This is a genomic window from Clostridium estertheticum (assembly GCF_011065935.2).
GTDB classification, from domain to species: Bacteria; Bacillota; Clostridia; order Clostridiales; family Clostridiaceae; genus Clostridium_AD; species Clostridium_AD estertheticum_A.
Window position 1 is genome coordinate 1 of sequence record NZ_JAAMNH020000002.1, and the last position, 19489, is coordinate 19489.

Annotated in this window: 11 protein-coding genes; 10 read left to right on the forward strand and 1 reads right to left on the reverse strand. The window is 29.9% G+C overall.

Annotated features, from left to right (window positions below; genetic code table 11):
- Nucleotides 1-383: 383 nt before the first annotated feature.
- The 5 genes from G9F72_RS26230 to G9F72_RS26250 all read left to right on the forward strand — a co-directional run bounded on the left by G9F72_RS26230 (nt 384) and on the right by G9F72_RS26250 (nt 11323).
- A complete protein-coding gene (locus G9F72_RS26230; RefSeq protein ID WP_164960148.1) occupies nt 384-1988 on the forward strand; it encodes a hypothetical protein in 1605 nt (534 codons plus the stop codon).
- Nucleotides 1988-3961, forward strand: a complete 1974-nt coding sequence (locus tag G9F72_RS26235) for a hypothetical protein (RefSeq protein WP_164960147.1) — start codon at nt 1988-1990, stop codon at nt 3959-3961. The genes G9F72_RS26230 and G9F72_RS26235 overlap by 1 nt, the downstream gene beginning before the upstream one ends.
- Complete coding sequence (locus G9F72_RS26240) at nt 3954-5027, forward strand: hypothetical protein (RefSeq protein WP_164960146.1); 1074 nt, start codon at nt 3954-3956, stop codon at nt 5025-5027. The genes G9F72_RS26235 and G9F72_RS26240 overlap by 8 nt, the downstream gene beginning before the upstream one ends.
- A complete protein-coding gene (locus G9F72_RS26245) occupies nt 5024-10327 on the forward strand; it encodes a DEAD/DEAH box helicase (protein WP_164960145.1) in 5304 nt (1767 codons plus the stop codon). The genes G9F72_RS26240 and G9F72_RS26245 overlap by 4 nt, the downstream gene beginning before the upstream one ends.
- 393 nt (nt 10328-10720) lie before the next feature.
- Entirely contained in the window at nt 10721-11323 is a 603-nt protein-coding gene (locus G9F72_RS26250) for a Wadjet anti-phage system protein JetA family protein (protein ID WP_224676327.1), read from the forward strand.
- A gap of 112 nt (nt 11324-11435) precedes the next feature.
- On the opposite strand, the gene G9F72_RS26255 is transcribed toward G9F72_RS26250, so the two are convergent.
- Nucleotides 11436-12896: an IS1182 family transposase gene (locus G9F72_RS26255; protein WP_164960224.1), complete on the reverse strand. Its 1461-nt coding sequence runs from the start codon at nt 12894-12896 to the stop codon at nt 11436-11438.
- Between the two features lie 135 nt (nt 12897-13031).
- On the opposite strand from G9F72_RS26255, the gene G9F72_RS26260 reads away from it, so the two are divergent.
- The 5 genes from G9F72_RS26260 (at nt 13032) to G9F72_RS26280 (ending at nt 19479) form a co-directional block, all read left to right on the forward strand.
- The gene (locus G9F72_RS26260; protein ID WP_224676328.1) at nt 13032-13883 is read left to right on the forward strand and encodes a Wadjet anti-phage system protein JetA family protein; all 852 of its coding nucleotides are present in this window, start codon (nt 13032-13034) and stop codon (nt 13881-13883) included.
- A gap of 5 nt (nt 13884-13888) precedes the next feature.
- Nucleotides 13889-14512 carry a DUF4194 domain-containing protein gene (locus G9F72_RS26265; RefSeq protein WP_164959379.1) on the forward strand — a complete coding sequence of 208 codons (624 nt, stop codon included), beginning with the start codon at nt 13889-13891 and terminating at the stop codon, nt 14510-14512.
- Entirely contained in the window at nt 14484-17690 is a 3207-nt protein-coding gene (locus G9F72_RS26270; protein WP_164959380.1) for an ATP-binding protein, read from the forward strand. Before G9F72_RS26265 ends, G9F72_RS26270 begins: the two co-directional genes overlap by 29 nt.
- Entirely contained in the window at nt 17687-18862 is a 1176-nt protein-coding gene (locus G9F72_RS26275) for a Wadjet anti-phage system protein JetD domain-containing protein (RefSeq protein ID WP_164959381.1), read from the forward strand. Before G9F72_RS26270 ends, G9F72_RS26275 begins: the two co-directional genes overlap by 4 nt.
- A gap of 335 nt (nt 18863-19197) precedes the next feature.
- Nucleotides 19198-19479 carry a hypothetical protein gene (locus G9F72_RS26280; protein ID WP_187356109.1) on the forward strand — a complete coding sequence of 94 codons (282 nt, stop codon included), beginning with the start codon at nt 19198-19200 and terminating at the stop codon, nt 19477-19479.
- Nucleotides 19480-19489 lie beyond the last annotated feature (10 nt).

Below are 19489 nucleotides of genomic sequence, written 5' to 3' on the forward strand. Positions count from 1 at the left end.
AAATGGGAAGCTGGTATTCCATAAATTGAGTGGGGAAATAATAGCATAACAATTTATGTTCACATGTTCATCGTCTCTGGTAATTATATAAAAAAATGAAGATAAAGCAGATTATTTGTATTTTCTATGAAAGGCTACGCACTAAACAGGGAGATTTAATAGGTGTTTCAAGGTACACTATTATGCAGGTTGCAAACAAAAAATCGAAGAATACCTGAAATGTATTTTTTAAAAATAGTGATACTGATAGAATGTGTAGCGGGCTTGAAATTTATACAGATCAAAGTAATAGTGTGTTGAAATTAATAGGGTAAAATGAATACGAACTGAGATTATTTGAAAATTAAATATTGTGGTTTTTTAAGTTAGGGGGGATATGAAATATGGCTTCAATCGAATATGCAATAGACATAAATGGGAAAAGAATATCTGCACAGGAAGCAATTTGTTACTTAACTTACCAATGTCCATACTGTTTGGACAGCGTAAATGTTCGTAAAGGTAATGTGTATGTTGATTATTTTGCACATTCAAAAATCAAGGATAGAACGCCACTCCAGCAAATATGTCCTGGTTATAAAGGCAATGAGCATTCTATCATTAATAATACACTTGATAAAATGTACATTAATAATGGGGGTGTTCCATTATATTTGTGTAGTGAAAATGATAGATTTGAGCTAAGAGCTTACTTTCCAACACTTAGTGATACTAGCATGTTGAAATTAAAAGAAATTAATGCGAAAATATGCGTTAATACTAAAGCTACATATGACACTGATAGAGCAATTTATAATATAAATAACTTACACTATTATAAAGTTGATACGCCAAGGGCTTGGATTGATATAAAGTGTGAGCCCAATGTGTATTTACCAGAAATGCAAAGGAAGTGGCTTTGGGGCATTAGAGGTATTGATCTGAACAATGATATTTATCATTGTAATAAAGCAGGTGGATATAGAGTTGCATTAAAGGCAAATATTAGTGTGGGTAAAACATATAGGGTTATATTTGAAAATTGTAATCCAACTATAAACGGCATTAAATTTATTGAACTTGGTAGTATTCAATTAAATCAAGGCTACTTAAATAGAAAAGTAATATTTAGTGTTTATTCAATGAAATTAAACTTATATACAGAAGAGGCAAGGAAATTCATAGAAAGTAAGGGATACAATTTGATTGATGGTGATAATGAACTGTTGCCACTATGGCCACCTGCTGTGTTTGAAGGTAATGAACTTAAATATGATCATTCTAATGCACTTTTTTTACATATTGATAACACAAATAAAGAACGTGTATATTATACACATGCTAATGGACTTACTCCAGTAAGTGGTGATAACAAATCTGCAATTATAAAAATTGCGATTAATGATAACAAAACTGTCGCTGTGTCAGGCACAAAGGATAATCTAATAGAAGAAATAAAGTATAATATAGTTCGAGTAGATAGTCTCGTGCAAAAAGATCCAATAACACTAAATTTGATAGTGAGGGATATTAATGATAACATATTTGATTTTACGAATGAGTACTTAAAGCCAGCTGAAGATGGGATACTTATGATAAATTCAAATATGCTTTTTACCGCGGTTGTTTCAAATGAAAATTATGTGGTATCTTCTAGCAAAGTTCGCTTTGAAAAGGTTAGGTCTTTCGATGAATTAGTTATAAATAGTAAAGCGTTTGGTATTCTTAAATATAAATATAAATATAAATATAAAAGTAAAAACCAAAAACAAAATGTACCAGTATTAGATTTTAGAAAAATATATTTGGTTTTATATGGGTGTACGGCGCCTACAACAAATACAAATGAGCATAATGTTGAGTTATTATATCTACTTTCAAAAAATAGTAATGACGATAATATTAATCTATACAGATTAATTGAGTTGTGGGTTAAAACTAATAGAATTCCGGTATCAGCTATAAAACACTTAGAAAGAATGAGAATAGCTTTAGGAGGTATTAACTAATGAAACAAAGAATTCAAATATCCGAAAATGTTTTGAATGATTTAAGTGATGATGAACTGCATTTATTAATAAATATAATTAGTAAAGAAGACCTAATTGATTTAATAAAGAATAATCAAAAAGAATTTAAGAAAGATATTAGGGGATTTAATAGACTTGATGTCAAACATTTCCCCACCAATTTATTGCACAAAATTTATTTGAATCGATTTAAAAAAGGTGATTATATTGTAATTAAAAGAATAAAGATATGCGCAAAGTTTGTTGTAAATATTGTAAATGATTCGATGATTGAGGAAACCTCAAATGAAAACTATTTTTATGACACAGTTCAGAACAATGATATTAATAATTTTTCTAACCTTGTTGAAAAAATTTTAATTGAATTAAAACCAGAAAACATAAAACTTTTCTTTAAATTAATGGGACATGAATTAAATGCTATCCAAAATGATTATATTGATAAAAATATGCAGTTCATATTAGAAAAACAGGCTTTGAGTGTAAAGATTAAAAAAGATTTTGAAGAGAAGGCTAGTGAGTTAAATTCGCAACATAAAACTGAGATTTCTACTTTAAATGATGAAATTAAAGATTTGGAGAATCAATTGAAGTTAAGGAAACAGGAAGTTGTGGATGAGCAAAACCGTTCAAGTGCATCAGTTGATAAACTTAATTCTATAGGAGAAACTGCAAATACTAAAGTGAAAAATCTAAAAAATAACATTAATGATTTAAATAAAAAAATTGAAGAACTGATAACAGAAATTTCAAATAAAGTTGCTATTATAAAAGAGCGAGATATAATGATAAATTCTTTGAATGAAAGATTAAATTTGAAATTTGAAGAATATTCTGTCATAGCAAAAAAGCAATGGGAAACAGAAAATCAAGTTTTATTGAATAAGCATAGGGACTTGGATAACGCTTGCAGTGAATTTCAAAAGGAAGAGAAAAGATTAAAAGCTGTTATAGAGTTATTAGTTGGTAAGGTAGGTTATTACGATTTGATAGTGAAACAATATATTCAAGATATTGATAAAAATATAATAGAAAATGCATTAAATACTTCTTTGTTAAAATTTAGTACTAAAATAAACAAACAAGAAACTTCCAACATTAACAGTACAAGCAGACCGTATACGAAAATAAACGTAAAAGGCGAGAAATTATCGGGTTGCCAAGATATAAACACCTTTTCTGAAAATATAGCAAATAATTTAGAAAAAATAGGGGTTGGAAACATCTCAGATGAAATCGCAAACTATATTATTGGCATTTTAGCTTCCGGATTAACCCCGTTAATTTGTGGTTATAAATCTAGGGAAGTTGCAACTGCAATTAGCACAGCATATGGGGGAGAAACACCATATATTATTACATTGCCGAATGGTTACACAAATGCTAGAGAGTTGACAGATATATATTATGAATCGAGTGCTTCGTCAATTTTGATTGAAGACGCACTGGGAACTATGAATGAAAATGCCTTATTGCCATTGCTAAGGGATAAATCGCAAAATGATTTTGCACAGAAAATGCTAATCCTATCAGCAGAAAATTCTGATTCAGTTAAATATATGCCAAAAAGTTTTTTCAATTATGTCGCATTAGTATCTATTGACAAGTTTTCATCAGCTAAAAAAGTAGAATACATATACAGCAATGCGCAGGATGTATTAGAGAAATTTATTGTTTATGAGAGTTTTGATGCTGAGCTCAAGAAAATAAAAAAACTATTAAAAGATTTAAAATTGGGAAATTCATATAAAGCGCTAAGAGCAACTATTGTTGCTTATTCGAATAGACTGTCTAATATTAAAGATGCTATTCAAGGGTATGCAAGGTGTGAATTGAAAATGGTATGTCAGTATAATGATTTATATGATCAAATAGAGAAAAATATTAATTCAAATATAAGCGATTTAGAAAATAATTTATTCGACATTGTCAAAGGTGATTTTGATGAGTAACATTTTAATTGAACAATTATGTTTTGATTTGAATATTAGTAAATTCAATACAGAAACTGAAGAGGAATATGGCAGTAGACTAATATATTCAGCATTAGTATCATGGGCAAGAGTTCAAGTATTAGGTAAATCATATACTGATATTCATTATTTTAATGATGAGGAATTAGAGTATCATAATGTGGATATTATGCATATTCAATCTAGATTAGCACAAGTCGCATATGGTATGTTAAATGCTATACCACATAATTCTAAATGGAATAAGAATGCTGATTTTGAAAGTTGCTCTAATGAATTATCAAGCAGCATAGTTGATGAATTAATTTTTTGCTATGAATTATCAAAACTTAATAATAGACGATTGACACCTTCACCTAAAAGAATTGCAACCTTTAACAATAATCAATTGGTGTTGGGTGGAACTACCTGGAAGGAGAAAAACCTATATTCTGTTGGCATCGGTAGATGGTCAGTTGCATCAGCATTACCCATTGATTACAAAGATACTATGAATTTATCTAAGTATCCAACTATTGAATATTGCAAAATATTAAAAAATAATGCTGTATGGCAAGTAAATGAATTAAATGGTATATATCAAATTTTCAAGGTTGGTAGTAACAGTTGGTATTCAAAATCATGGGTTGATTTAAACAGCAATAAAATACCAATAGGATTATCTTTGCTAAAGAATATGGAAACAGATGGTGGTTATTTTTTAGTAAAAAATGACGATGATGGTATTTTGTCTGCTAAACTTGATAAGTGGTATTATGATGAAAAAGAAATATATAGAATTATGTATTCATTAAATACTTATAACAAAACTCCTGCTATATTTAAGGCTGAAAATCATGATGACAATATATTGCTTAAATGCAACAGTAGAATACCTAATGCAGAAATGAGAATTTTACTTATGTCATCTTGGCCACAAACAACATATGATGATATTTTCAGAAGAATAATCCCCAAGTTTCTTTGGGAGGATGTTGAAAAATGTTTAAATGACCTAGGAGTTATTATACAATTTGAAAGTGAAAATAAGGAGTTGACACGATGAGCGAACTTGGTATTAGAAAAACGCATGAAAAATTAAAAGGAAAATTATCTGATTATATTAAAGCACAATATTTTGCTGAAAATGAACTTTTACTTCAAGCAACTGATGAATTATTAAACAAGAGAGGCGTGCTTTTTCAAGATCCATTTATAGAAGCAACAAAAAGTTATGAAATAGTATCTGATGGCTTTCAAAACTCAAACTTGAATTTAGATATAAAAAATTACTTATCAATGCTTATTGAAAATAAGCTTGGTGTATTCAATACTCCATTTTATCATCAAGTTAAGGCCTTAGAAGAATTTTATGAAGGTAAGGATTTACTTGTAACAACGGGGACAGGTTCTGGTAAAACAGAATGTTTTATTTGGCCTATATTAACAGAATTAATTAGAGAGGCTTCAACATCAGAAAAAAATTGGCAACAAGAAGGGATTAGGGCGTTAGTTTTATATCCAATGAATGCACTTGTATCCGACCAATTAGGAAGAATACGTAACATAATTGGGAGAGAAGATGATGCTTACATGGATATTATAAAATCTATGTCAAATAAAGAAATAAGAAGACCACGATTTGGTATGTATACAGGTAGGACTCCCTATGCTGGAGACAATAATGAAGATAAAAACAAAAATTTAGCGAAATTAATAGCTAAAAACTATATAAATTGCAATGAGAACGCTTATATAGAGCTTTCAAAAATTGGTCGAATTCCAACAAAAGATTTGAATTGTTTTGTAAGCAACTTAAGAAACAATGAACAATCCCCATCACCTAATGATTCAGAATTATATACAAGGGGTGAAATGCAAAAGATATGTCCAGATATACTTATTACCAACTATAGCATGCTAGAATATATGTTAATGCGACCAATTGAACAATGTTTTTGGAGCAAAACGCTTGAATGGTTAAATAGTTCAAAAGAAAACAAATTACTGTTAGTTATTGATGAAGCTCATATGTATCGTGGTGCATCTGGTGGAGAGGTATCATTGCTTGTCAGACGACTAATGGATAAATTAAACATAAATAGAGATAAAATCAGGTGTATCTTAACAAGTGCCAGTGTTCCAGATGGAAAAGAAGCAGAACTCAGAGAATTTGCTTGTGGATTAACAGGACAAAATTTAGAAAATGATAGATTTTCTATTATACGAGGAAAATCTGAGAGTTTTTCTAAAAATGCAAAGGGCACTCTGGTTGATGCTGAAGCATTAGGTTCTTTAAATCATGACAAGTTACAAGGCTCAAATCAAGAGGTAATAGTAGAATTAAATAAACTGGTAAATATATTTAAATGGAAATCTGAAATAGAAAACATTCCTGTTTGGTTGTATGAAAATTTATCAACATATCCACCAATGTTAGAATTGATTATGATGTGCAGTGGCAAAGCCATAGAATTCAGCAAAATTGCAAGTGGTGTTTTTGAAAATGTAGAGCAAAAACAGGCTGAAAAGGCAACAGAAATATTACTTTCACTTGGGACTTTATCAAAATCAAAACAAAACAAGGTATTACTACCATCTCGGGTGCATTTGATGTTCAAAGGATTAAATGGTATATTTGCATGCTTAAATCCTAATTGTACTCATAACCACGAGTTTATGGGAATTAAAATTGGTAACATAGATGAAAATTTAAATTTTGAATGTCCTCATTGCAAAGCAAGAGTTTTTGAACTTATTTGTGATAGAAGATGTGGAACTATTTTTATTCGTGCTTTTAAAGATAAAAGTGATCCGAATAATTTTCTATGGCAAGAGCAGAACAAGCTTATATATGAACCTGAAGAAATACATTTATGGATTGCGCCCAAAGATAGAATGGATATATTTAAGAATGATGTTAAAAAAAGTAAGGCTAAAGAAAATTCCATGTTTGGATATATAGATTCTAAAACAGGCATATTATTTTACGATGAAAAGTATGAGAATAATTGTGAATTCATTAAAGTATTAATACCAACAACGCAATACAACAAAAATCTTAGGGCCTATACTTTTACAAGTTGTCCTAATTGCGGAAGAGAAAAAACCAAATTAACTCCATTTAGAACGAGAGGAAATGAGCCATTTGCCAATATTGTAACCGAACAATTATTAGCTCAACCAGTGCGGGATGGAAAATTAAAAAATGATGGTAAAAAAGTGTTGTTGTTTTCTGATAGTAGACAACGGGCGGCTACGCTTGCCCGAGATATAACTATAGCTACAGATGGAGATGCTGGAAGGCAAGCATTATTTTTAGCTGCAAAATTATTAGAAGGAAAATATGGGCACGGAGCTGTACCGATAAGCCTGCTTTATTATGCATTTTTAAAGGTAGTTTATGATAATGAGTTGAGCTTTTTCTATGGGGACGAAAAGGATAGCTTTAAATCTCAGCTTAAGAATTATGCAGAGTTATATGCAGATAAAGAAAATCCACGATATATTAAGATGGCAAGTAATATAGGAAGTCCACCAAAGATGTTTTATCAATTGATATTAAAAAACATAAGTGACAGTTATAGGTCTTTTAATAACCTGTGCTTAGGACAAATTATTTTAATTGAAAATGGAGAGGATGGAGAGGATTTAGAAGAAGAAGTTTTGGATAAGGTAGCAACAAAATCAAAGATTTCGATTAATTTAATAAGAAAAATTTATAATGCTTGGATTCAAAGTTTAATTGTTAGGGATATTGCGGTTTTTCCGGAATTAGAAGATGAAGTTAGAGATAGCATATTATCATATGACAGTGGTGGATTTGGTATAGATGAAAAGGATAAATTTCCACAATACTTAATAAAATTACTTAAAAGAAACAATATTACAGATGAACAGATCCTAATATTGCGTGAAAAATTTGATTTACTTACAGATAATATAAAAGATATTGAGAGTAATCATAATAGAAAATATATATTGCCAGGCAGGTTAACTCTAAAAACTAATGAAAGTGGAATATGGTATAGGTGTAACCGATGTGCTGGAAAATCAACTTTCACACTGTTTGATAGTTGCATTTATTGTGGAAGTGATAAACATATATCAGAAATATCTAACAAAGGATTAGATAGATATAACTTTTGGAGAAAACCTGTTATAGAAGCTATTAATGGTAGTCAGATTAAAAATTCCACTACTGAAGAACATACCGCTCAATTATCACATAAAGACCAGAAAAATGATGTGTGGGTTACTACCGAACAGTATGAAATGAGATTTAGGGATATTGTTATCGATGAAGATAATGAACCAATAGATATATTAAGTTGTACGACCACAATGGAAGTTGGTATTGATATAGGTTCCTTGACTGCAGTTGGACTTAGAAATGTACCGCCTATGCGTGAAAATTATCAACAACGTGCGGGAAGAGCAGGAAGAAAAGGAGCAGCGGTTTCAACGATTGTTACATATACGGAAAATGGCCCTCATGATTCTTGGTATTTTAAAAATCCAGATGAGATAATAGCTGGTGAACCAAGAATACCTTGGATTGATTATAATAACCCTAAATTAATTAAAAGGCATGTTAATTTAATTTTTTTACAAGAATATTTTTTAACTAAAAATAGCAGTATTGATGCTGCAGATGTTGTTATATTTTTCAATTCAACTTCAACAATGAATTATATGGACTTTATTGATTGGTTACAATCTAAAGTACCTTTAGACGAAAAGAGAGCAAAAATATTAATGCCTAACGTAGCGGATTTTGATTGGTCTATATACAAAAGAGAATTTGAAAGAGACTTATCATTATTAGGTGATAAGGTAAAAAACAATCCGATACTTTATAAAAGAAAAGAGATATCTAAAGTAGACAAAGATGAATCAGAACAATCAAATAATATTAGGTTACTTGATGTATTGTTTACTGAAGGATTTCTTCCTACTTACTCATTTCCACGCAATATTGTTCATTTTTGGATAGAAGATAAGTATGGCAAGATAAAGGAAAGTCCAGAACGAAGTGTTGACCTATCTCTTAGTGAATATGCACCTGGAAGAATGATTGTTGTAGATAAAAAATCATACGTTTCTGGAGCAATATATGATCACTATACTAAGTATGAACCGGATTTTAGATATAAAGCAGCTGAGCCTTGGCTTAAAATTAAAGAATATAATAAGGATGTATATTGTTGTACTAATGACAATTGTGGCTGGTTCGGTTTAGAAAATGATACTTTAACTTGTCCATTGTGTGGTAATTCAGTAGAAAAACATACACTAATTAAACCTTGGGGGTTTGCCCCAAGAGATGGAAAAAATATTCCGGAAACTCGTGATACACAAGAATATTCAACAGTAAGCATTCCATCATATTCAGCAATGCCGAAAGATTTGAGTAAAATGAAAGAGATTTCAAACACAGGCTTGCTTAAAATGGAAAACAGAGAAAATCAATTGCTGGTGATGATTAACAAAGGACCTAAAGATAGTGGCTTTGATTTGTGTACAAAGTGCGGTGCAATAGATCCTACTGAGTTATCACCTGATGAAAAAAATAATCGCAAACGCCCATATAAAGTACCATTTTCAAAAAATGATAATCAATCTTGTTCTCATGCAAGATCGAATGTATATTTAGGACATGAATTTAATACTGATATGCTTGTGTTAGGACTGAAAATAGATGGAAGTAAAATTAATATTACTCCTGATTATTTTAATGTTTGGTTAATACCAGCGTTGACGACTTTGTCTGAAGCATTAGCTTTATCTGCAAGCAAGGTTTTAGATGTAGAATTTAGCGATTTGAAATGTGGATATCGAATTAGATGTGTAGAAGATTGTACTTATGCAGATGTTTATTTGTATGATAGCTTGTCAAGTGGTGCAGGATATTCTAATAGAGTTGCTGATTTAATTGATGATGTGCTTGATGGAGTTGAAATATTATTAGAAGGCTGTGACTGTGATTCATCTTGCCCAAAATGCATTCGACATTTTTGGAATCAAAGAATACATGAAAATCTAGACCGTAAAGCAGGATTGCAGTTGCTAAAATGGGTTAGAGAGGGCATTATTGAAACGAAATTGCCTATTTCTAAACAGAAAGCTTATTTAGACACATTGCAAAGCATAATAAGACTGCAGTGTGATAAACAAAGTGGAATTGAAGAAAATCACACGGGGTTTAAAATTAATATCAATGGTAAAAAGCGCGACATATTGGTATATCCATCTATGTGTGCTATTAAATCCATATCAAATGAAAATAATGCGATTCTTATACCAGATAGATTATTTAAAGTGGCAATATCTAATGTTTGGAAAATAGTCAGAGAAAATATATGAATCACCGACTAAATTAAGTCGCTTGCACAAAGCAACAGTGATTATACGATTCACTACCAATCTCTGAAAGATGCCTGTGAAGCTTCGAAAAGGTATTTGTTTAAAAACTGGCGATACCATAGGGTCGGGAAGTATAGGATTCAACCACTACCTATGGTATAGTTGGTTACTAACTAAGCTTTTTTGGAGGAGTTCCTGTCATTTTCTGTTGTTTGATGGACACCAATGTAAATCAAAGCCATTGTGATAAATAGAAGATGATAAGAAGTGATGTTATTTTCGCGATTGATGTGGTGAACAGGGGATATCTGCAACTTGATTATTTGAAAATGTAATAGCAATTGGAGTAGTGGTAGATATAGCCTGCAGAATTGTATATGTATTTTAGTATTAATGAAAAAAGAGGTGATTCAAATAAATATATTTAACATAGTACCAGAAGAATTTTTTAAACCACTAACAAGTAAATATAAATCTACCTATATTGATTGTCTAAGGCTTATTTATAATACCTATAAAACTGAACTTTCTTTTGGTGTGGATAAAGAAGTTATTATTTCAGAATTAGAGAACTATTTTGACAATGAATCAAATATAGAAATGGTGTTTGAAGAGGATGAAGAGATTGCAAAGGATTCACGCTCAAAGGCAAATGCGATAGTACGTAGACTAAAGGACAATGGCTGGATTGAATATGAAGTATCAAATAATTACAAGGTAAAAGTAAATTTATTTGATTATGCCGCCACCATGATTGAGTCTTTCAATAAAATAATAAAGAATGAAGAAATAGAATATCAGAGTTTAGTATCTCAAATTCATGCTACCCTTTTAAATCAGGAAATGTATATGAAGCCCTATGAATATATTATAAAACGTGTTAAAGAGAATACAGAAGAATTGATGGTAGGACTTAAAAAACTAAATAGTAACATTAAAAAATATATTGATGCTATCACCAATGAAAAAACAGCAGGTGAAATAGGAGGCCACTGAAAAAAGCACTCTTTTTTCAGTAAAGTTTTTAAGCTTGAACAGAAAAAGCATGAGATATCTATATTTATGGATATTTCATGCTTTATATTTTTATAATTAAGTTAAAAAAGCCCTATTTCATGCTTTTCAACTTAATTATTCTCTTTAGATTCACTGTGAAGATTGATAACGCACCTTGCATTTGCATGCCAATTAAGCCTGACGATATTGCTACATCATAGCCATGCTGGTGCTTAAGTTCACTGTTTTTAGCCTCTATCATATAACGTTGCCTAGCACGTGTTTTAAAATATTCACTTTTTTCGAACTCTATTTGATCTTTGTGAGTATTTGACTTTATTTTAACTGAATAAGTTTTAGATTTAGCGCCTTCTTTATAGCATCCATCTTTATGAGCACAATTTTTGCACTTTTCTACATCAAAATAGTAAGTTAGCACTTGATTTTTACCAACATTCTTCTTTCCTTGTTTTGCTTTTTTAATAGCCATATGGCCTACTGGACATACAAATAAACCAGCATCTTTATTAAACTCAAATTCATCTTCTTTTCTTCGTGTTCCTTGTGAAATTATAGGATTTAGTCTTGAAATTAATGCAATTTTATTTTCTTTCGTATATTCTAGGTTTTTCTTTTCAGAATAAGCTGCATCTCCAATAACTTCATTAACAACAACACCAGCTTCACGGCTTTTTTCTATTAAGGTTATGAGTTCCTTTCCATCACTTTTTTCGCCAGTTGTAATAACAGCTGCGGTAATTATACGTTCTTCACTCATAGCAAGGTGTGATTTATATCCAAAAAAGGAACTATCCTCAGTTTTATGTCCCACTTTTGCATCCGCATCTTTTGATAGTTTTAGATTTTCTAAGTCATCATTAAAAGCTTCAGTTAAGTAGTTTAATTTAGTTTTTACAGCTGGATTTGCTACAATTTCTGGCTTCTTGTTTATGCTATCAATTAATAGTTTACAGTACTCAAGAATATCTTCAAGTACTCCCGTTGTAACTTTATTAGGTAAATCTTCTTTTATCTCAGGATTTACCCCGTATAACGTTTTTCTTAAGTTTTTTGCGCGTTCCAATAATTCTTCTCCTGCTGATTTTTGGTTATAACGTGACTTGGTATGTGTCGCATCAACTATTATTGCTTTACTTTTTAAAACTCCCTCTTTTATAGCAAGTTCTACAGTTTTATTTATTAACAAATCCAATAAATTCATGTCTTTAATGCGAAGCTTTCTAAATTTAGTTAATGTACTTGAGTTTATTAAATTTGTTTCTTCTGGGGCTAAATTTAGAAAATATTTAAAGGACATGTCATAAAGGGCTCTTTCAACAACATCTTCATCAGACAATTCATAGATTACTTTCAAAATCAAATATTTAAATAGCATTATAGGATTAAAAGCACCTCTACCCATTGATAAACTATAGTTAACCATTAATTCATCATAAACAAATGAAAAGTCAACAAGGTCATTAATTTGCTTTAAAATATTATTTTTTGGAATAATTAACGAGTATAAGTTATGATATGTATTTATTTCTATCTCCAACTGTCCTTTTAGCATAATAGTTTAGCTCCTTTTATTTTACTCTACTATACTTATTCGACATATCTTTTGAAATTCCTTTTTGCCTTTTAGTCATTTATACAAAAAAATCGCCATCTTTAATTTGATGACGATTTTTTATATAGTTTTTCAGTGGCCTCTGAAATAGTGCAGGATTTCTTTGTTTATCATAAGGATATTGGTTCAAAAGCATATCACCGTATTAAGACAAGTGATAATATCTCTCATTTTAGAACAGCGATAATTGAAAATCTATATAACATTATAAATGATAAAAATATTTTTGAAAGAGCAATTTTAGGATATATGGAAGTAGAGCAGGTGGAAGATAAAGAACAAGCTGAGGATGATTTTAGAGGTCAAATAGTACAAATTATAGGGGCTTTTAGAAATTATGATGATATTATTTCTGAGATAGATAATAAAAACTCAAAGTATATCGCAAGTGCAATAGCAAGGGCGAAGTTTTTGCTTACTAATACAAATAACGCGGAGGGTAAAATTTCAAAAATACTTTCATTCCTATCGGATGAATTTAATAATGATGAAACCTTAAATCTATATGATGAAGTAGATGATTCACTCTTTGAGGTGTTCAACATATTCCCTCAGGGCTTTATTGATAGTGATTCATTATATGTTGTTCCCATTTCAAAGAAAATGTGTTTGCCACAAGAGCTTGATACAACACTTGGAATATCAGTAGAAGAACGAGAATTACGCAAATTAGCATTGCAAGAAAAAAACAAAAATAGATTTTCACGCAAGAATATTAATACCTATGTTGGAGAGCTTTTAAAGAACAAGAAAGTTATACTTGTTTCTACACTACCACTAGATTGTAAGCGTGATTTAATTAGAATTATTTTTATTAGCCTTTATGGAAAGGATAATAAATCAATATATAAAACAACCTATACGAATGAAATTATAGCAGTTAATGATTTTAGCTTTTGTGATTTTATGATAGAAAGGTGTGAATAGTAAAGATGGATATTTTAAAAGAAAGTGTCACCCAAAAAGAAAAATTTAGAGTTGCTGCTAATAAACTTCTCAATAACTGCTTTATTATAAAGAAAAAAGAAGATACAAGAAATGACTATATCTTTATTATTCAAAACAAAGACATTTTTATAGAGTATTTTGACTTACTTGGATATAAGATTGAGATTAATGATATACAGGGGGTTGTAGCACTCACTAGCGTAAGTGGTACAGGTAGATTAAGACTTAAAAAAATTGAAAGTATTATTCTACTTATATTAAGATTACTGTATATAGAAAAACGTAGAGAATTAAGCCTTAATGAGGAGGTAGTAGTTTTATCAGATGAAATACATCAAAAGTATAGTATGCTTAAAATCGAAGCTAAATTAATCTTAGATAAAACAATATTTAGAGATACAATCAGGTTATTTAAAAAATATAATATAGTTACTAACCTTGACAATGATGTTACTATATCTGATGCCAGGATTAGAATTTATCCATCAGTATTATTTGCTATAACAAATGACAATTTAACTGGGATGTACGATGCTATTAATGAGAAGCTAAATAGATATGTTAATGGAGGTGAACAAAATGATGATGAAGAAGCTATGCAGGATTAGATTAATTAACTGGCATCATTTTGTTAATGAAACAATCAACGTTAGTGGCTCATTTCTGATAAGTGGTGAAAATACCGCCGGAAAATCAACGGTTTTAGATGCGATTCAATTAGTGCTGACTACTAATAATAGGAAATTTAACACAGCCGCAAATGAGAAAAGCAGTCGTGATTTAAAAGGTTATGTACGCTGTAAAACTGGTAATGAGGGTAGTGCATATATCAGAAATGGAAGTGTAATTACATATGTTGCATTAGAATTTTATGAGGAAAAAACAACTAAATATTTTACCCTTGGCGTTAAAATAGATTCTCCTGATGAAGAAAGTAAACTTACAACCAAATGGTTTCGTGAAGAATGCAAGCTAGAAGAACTGACATTTTTAACAGTAGGAAGACCGTCTTTAGCAGAAGAATTCCGAAGAAATAATAAAAAAATACAGCTCATTTCTCAAGTATCAGAAGCAAAAGCAAGATTTGGTCAAAGGCTAGGTAATTTAGAGGATAGATTTTTTGACATGATACCTAAGTCGTTAGCATTTAAACCCATGGATAATGTTAAAGATTTTATAAATAAATTTATACTTTCGGAAAAAGCAATTGAGGTTGCCACTTTAAGAAATAATATTGCGGCATTGAAAGAACTTGAAGATCTAATGGAAAGTACTAAAGAAAAGATATCAGAACTTAACACTATACTTTCTAAAAATGAAGATATTACTTTAAAAGAGCGTGAAATAAAAACTAATGAAATCTTAATTAATAAAGCTGAAGTTGATGCTAAAAAGATAGAGTGTGAGGGGATTGAGAAAAACAATCACATTTGCCATCAAAAACTAAGTAATGAACAAAACAATGAAATAACTTTAAAAGCAAGCCTTGGAAATGAGAGGGATAGATTTAATAATTTATATATTGCACTTGGTCAAAATGAAACAACTCAACTTATTACAAAAACAAAGCATAGAATTGAAATACTGCTAAAAGACAAGGATAAACCTTTTAGTGCAGTTAAAAAACTTCAAAATATGTTAAAAAAAGTTGTTGAAGCATTGAGTTTGCTAAATAAACATGAAATTTTTGTAATAACTAAGGAACAAATTTTGAAGATAAGTGCTTTAGATTTAGAAACAGAAGAAAAGATGAAAATTATATATCCATTGAAAAAAGAGTTTGAAATATTATTAGATAAGTACAGTACTGATAATGTTAGAACAAAAGATTTGATTGACAAATATAAACTTCAAAAGTTTAAATTGGAAAATGAAATAAAAAATCTTAGAAATAAAAAGTTAACTTATCCGGATAATGCCATTAAACTTAAGGTAGCTATTGAAAAAGAATTTTCAAACCTGGGAATAAATAGCAAGGTCAGAATATTTTCTGATTTACTGGAAATAACAGATGCTAAATGGCAAAATGCAGTTGAAGGATATTTAAATAGCCAGAGGTTTTATATCATTGTAGAACCACAGCATTATAAGGTGGCTTCAGAGGTTTACAATAAGATAAAAAAAGAACTTCATACAGTTGGACTTGTGAACACAAACAAACTTGATATAAATGCCCAAGTAGATATTAATTCTCTTGCTTATTTGGTAAAGAGTGATAACCGTTTTGCAAAAGCATATGCAGTATATTTGCTTAATCGTGTAATTCGATGTGATGATGTTCAAAGTTTAAAGGACCACAAAGTGGCCATAAATTCAGATTGTATGTTATACCAAAACTATGCACTTCGGAAAATTAATGAGGAGATTTATCGTACTCCTTTTATTGGTGCCTTTGCATACGAAAAACAGCTTAAAAATAAACAATCTGAGCTTGAAATTTTAAATGAGGATATTAAAAGTGAAAATAACAAACTAATTATTTGTAAAGAGATTATAGAGAAGTTAAACCCTTGCAAAATTGATGTTTTAGAAGAAAATATAGATGCGCCTAAGGAATTACAACAGATTGAGGAACTTATATCTAATGAGAAAATAGAGCTAAAAAAAGCAGAATCCGATCCTAGCTATCTTCAGATACAAATTCAAATTGAAGAGTGTAGAAGAAATGTTAGCAAAAAAGAGACAGTGCATTCATCTTCTATTGAATCAATAGGAATACTTAAAAACAAATCAGAAACTAATAAAATAATTATAGAGAGTATGCTGAGATTAATTTCTACTTTAGATAATAACTTCAAGGTGCTTTGCGATAAAGATATGGAAACAACAATATCAGGTATAAATAAATTTAATGAGCAAGTTAAAATTAAATCTCCTGCGACCATTGTTCAAAACTTTTCACCACTTAAAGTGGGATTAGAAAAAAAGAAAAGTGAATTTTGTGGGGAACTTATTAAGCTGCAAAGCAATTATTGCAGTAAATATGATTGTGATTTAGGCTCAGGATATCTGCAAATCCATGAATATATTAAGGAAAATCATAAGCTTGCCTCATCTGATATTATCAAATACGAAGAAGAATTAAAAAGAGCAAAGGAAAACTGTGAATTAGAATTTAGAGAATCCTTTTTAGCAAGATTAAAGGAAAATATTGAAAATGCAAAACTAGAATTTAGAAATCTTAATTTAGCATTGAAAGATATTTATTATGGTGAGGATAGTTATAAATTTGAAATAACTCACAACAAGAAAAAAGAAAGTATTTACCAGATGATTACTTCAAAAAATAATGTCGAGGGATTTAATTTATGGTCCAATTCTTTTGATGATGAATACAAAGAAGAGATGGAAGATTTATTTTCCAAGTTAACCGCTTATGATGATAAGGGTGAAAAAGTTCTTGCGGAATATACTGATTATCGTAGCTATTTAGATTATGATATTCTCGCTCTGAAAAAAGATGGTACAGTTCAGCGTTTTTCTAAAATTTATGGAGAAAAAAGTGGTGGTGAGACCCAAACTCCCTACTATGTTGCAATAGCAGCATCATTTGTACAGCTTTATAAGCTTGGTGATACCATTAGAATAATTATGCTTGATGAAGCATTTGACAAGATGGATGATAATAGAATAAGCGCCATGATGGACTTTTTTAATAGCCAAAACTTTCAAATAATACTGGCTACACCACCTGCTAAAATTGAAGTGATTGGTGAAAAAGTAGACACCATTCTAATGGCAATGAGAGAAGGAACTACAAGTATAATTGAGGAGTATGACCTATGATAAGTAAGTATGAGAGGGGTATTATTGACAAGTTATTAGATAAGTATGAGAAAAGCAAAAGTTTTACTGGGGAAAATAAGGTTAATCAAAAGTTCTCTATAAAGATTACTTCTCTATTCTCAAAATATATTGATCACTCAAATTATGAGATATTTCAGGGGGTAAATGAAGCAATTGATATTTTAGTTAGGAAGCAATTTATAATTGCAAAAGCAAATTCTGCGAATGTGTATAATGATGTTCTTTTGAATTTAGCTGAATTGGAACAGGTATATGAGTATATTGGTAGGATGGCTAAGAAAGATATTAATAAATCGGTATTGAAACTTTTAGAAAACTATAAAAATAGGAATGAAATATTAAATCGATATTGTGAAACCCAATATAAAAGGATTAATTCAAATAAATCTATACAATACTTTATTGATGATTTAATAGAATTAGAAAATGTTTTAATAGCAGTTGATGAATTGTTAAAGGTTGATACTGAAACCTTTGTTAGGGATTTTTCAGTTAGGATTTTTAAGGACTCTAAGGTGTTTGAAGGATTAATATCTAAAGTGGTAAACCTTCTTTATGAATATGGTAGTTTTCCAGAAAAGGAACAGGTATTAGGCAATTTAAATATTATAAAAAACCCTACCTATGTAAATTTTAAAGGTGCTGGTAGTATTACAATTAAGGAGCAAAGAATCGATTTAACAAATCTTAGTAGTGACATTGCAATCTCATCCGCTATGCTATCAGATATCCATAGAATTGATGTAACCGGGAAGGCTGTTATAACTATTGAAAACTTAACAAGCTTTCACACATTTTATGATGAGGATATGTTTGTTATTTATCTTGGAGGTTACCATAACAGTGTCAGACGTAAATTTATTAGAAAAATACATCAGCAAAATCCAAAGGTACTCTTTTACCATTTTGGTGATATTGATGCTGGAGGATTTTATATATTGGAACATTTAAAGCATCAAACAGGAGTAGATTTTAAAGCCTTTAAAATGGATATTGAAACGTTAAAAGCCTATAGTAAGTACACCAAAAAACTAACAGAAAATGATAATCAAAGACTTATGAGGTTAGTTAACAGTGAGTATAATCCTGTAATTAAATATATGATTGAGAATAATTGTAAGTTAGAACAAGAAGCTATTAACGTAAAATAGTTAGGTATGACAATTAAAGTGGAGGATCCATAGCAGTAATATAAAATTAACTTCTAACCATTAATTTGAAAAGGGTGATTTTCTTGTTAAGGTCATATAACATTCCCCGAAATATAGTATTCAGGTAAAATAAAGGGCACTTAATCTTATGGTTGAGTGCTTTTGTTATGCATTTAAAACGCTTTAATATAAAAATAAGAAAAAAATAGAGTAGCCTCATTTTTGAAAATGTAAAAATTATTTACAACATTTATTGTATGTATTTATTCCTTATGGAAATAACTTGTACAAAATGTTACAATGGAAAGTAGAATATTGTAAATTGAGGTGAAAAAATGCAACAACCTAAGGTATTAGACAATAAGAGGTTTGGAAAAGTCGGAGATGAGCTTAAGGAACATATAAAGATAGGTTCTAAATTATCAGTTGTTTCTGCATATTTCACTATATATGCATATAAAGAATTGGGCAGAGAACTTAATAAAATAGATAATATGAGATTTATTTTTACAGAACCTACCTTTACAAAGGAAGATAAGGGAATAACACGACAATACTATATTGATAGAGGCCTTAAGCGAAATAATTCCATATTCTCCTCAAAAAATAAGAATTAGTAATACTCAC

What these genes read in the sequence shown, in the direction of transcription:
- G9F72_RS26230 (WP_164960148.1), top strand. Translation starts at nt 384, where the DNA reads ATGGCTTCAATCGAATATGCAATAGACATAAATGGGAAAAGAATATCT.
- G9F72_RS26235 (WP_164960147.1), top strand. Translation starts at nt 1,988, where the DNA reads ATGAAACAAAGAATTCAAATATCCGAAAATGTTTTGAATGATTTAAGT.
- G9F72_RS26240 (WP_164960146.1), top strand. Translation starts at nt 3,954, where the DNA reads ATGAGTAACATTTTAATTGAACAATTATGTTTTGATTTGAATATTAGT.
- G9F72_RS26245 (WP_164960145.1), top strand. Translation starts at nt 5,024, where the DNA reads ATGAGCGAACTTGGTATTAGAAAAACGCATGAAAAATTAAAAGGAAAA.
- G9F72_RS26250 (WP_224676327.1), top strand. Translation starts at nt 10,721, where the DNA reads ATGAAAAAAGAGGTGATTCAAATAAATATATTTAACATAGTACCAGAA.
- G9F72_RS26255 (WP_164960224.1), bottom strand. Translation starts at nt 12,896, where the DNA reads ATGCTAAAAGGACAGTTGGAGATAGAAATAAATACATATCATAACTTA.
- G9F72_RS26265 (WP_164959379.1), top strand. Translation starts at nt 13,889, where the DNA reads ATGGATATTTTAAAAGAAAGTGTCACCCAAAAAGAAAAATTTAGAGTT.
- G9F72_RS26270 (WP_164959380.1), top strand. Translation starts at nt 14,484, where the DNA reads ATGATGATGAAGAAGCTATGCAGGATTAGATTAATTAACTGGCATCAT.
- G9F72_RS26275 (WP_164959381.1), top strand. Translation starts at nt 17,687, where the DNA reads ATGATAAGTAAGTATGAGAGGGGTATTATTGACAAGTTATTAGATAAG.
- G9F72_RS26280 (WP_187356109.1), top strand. Translation starts at nt 19,198, where the DNA reads ATGCAACAACCTAAGGTATTAGACAATAAGAGGTTTGGAAAAGTCGGA.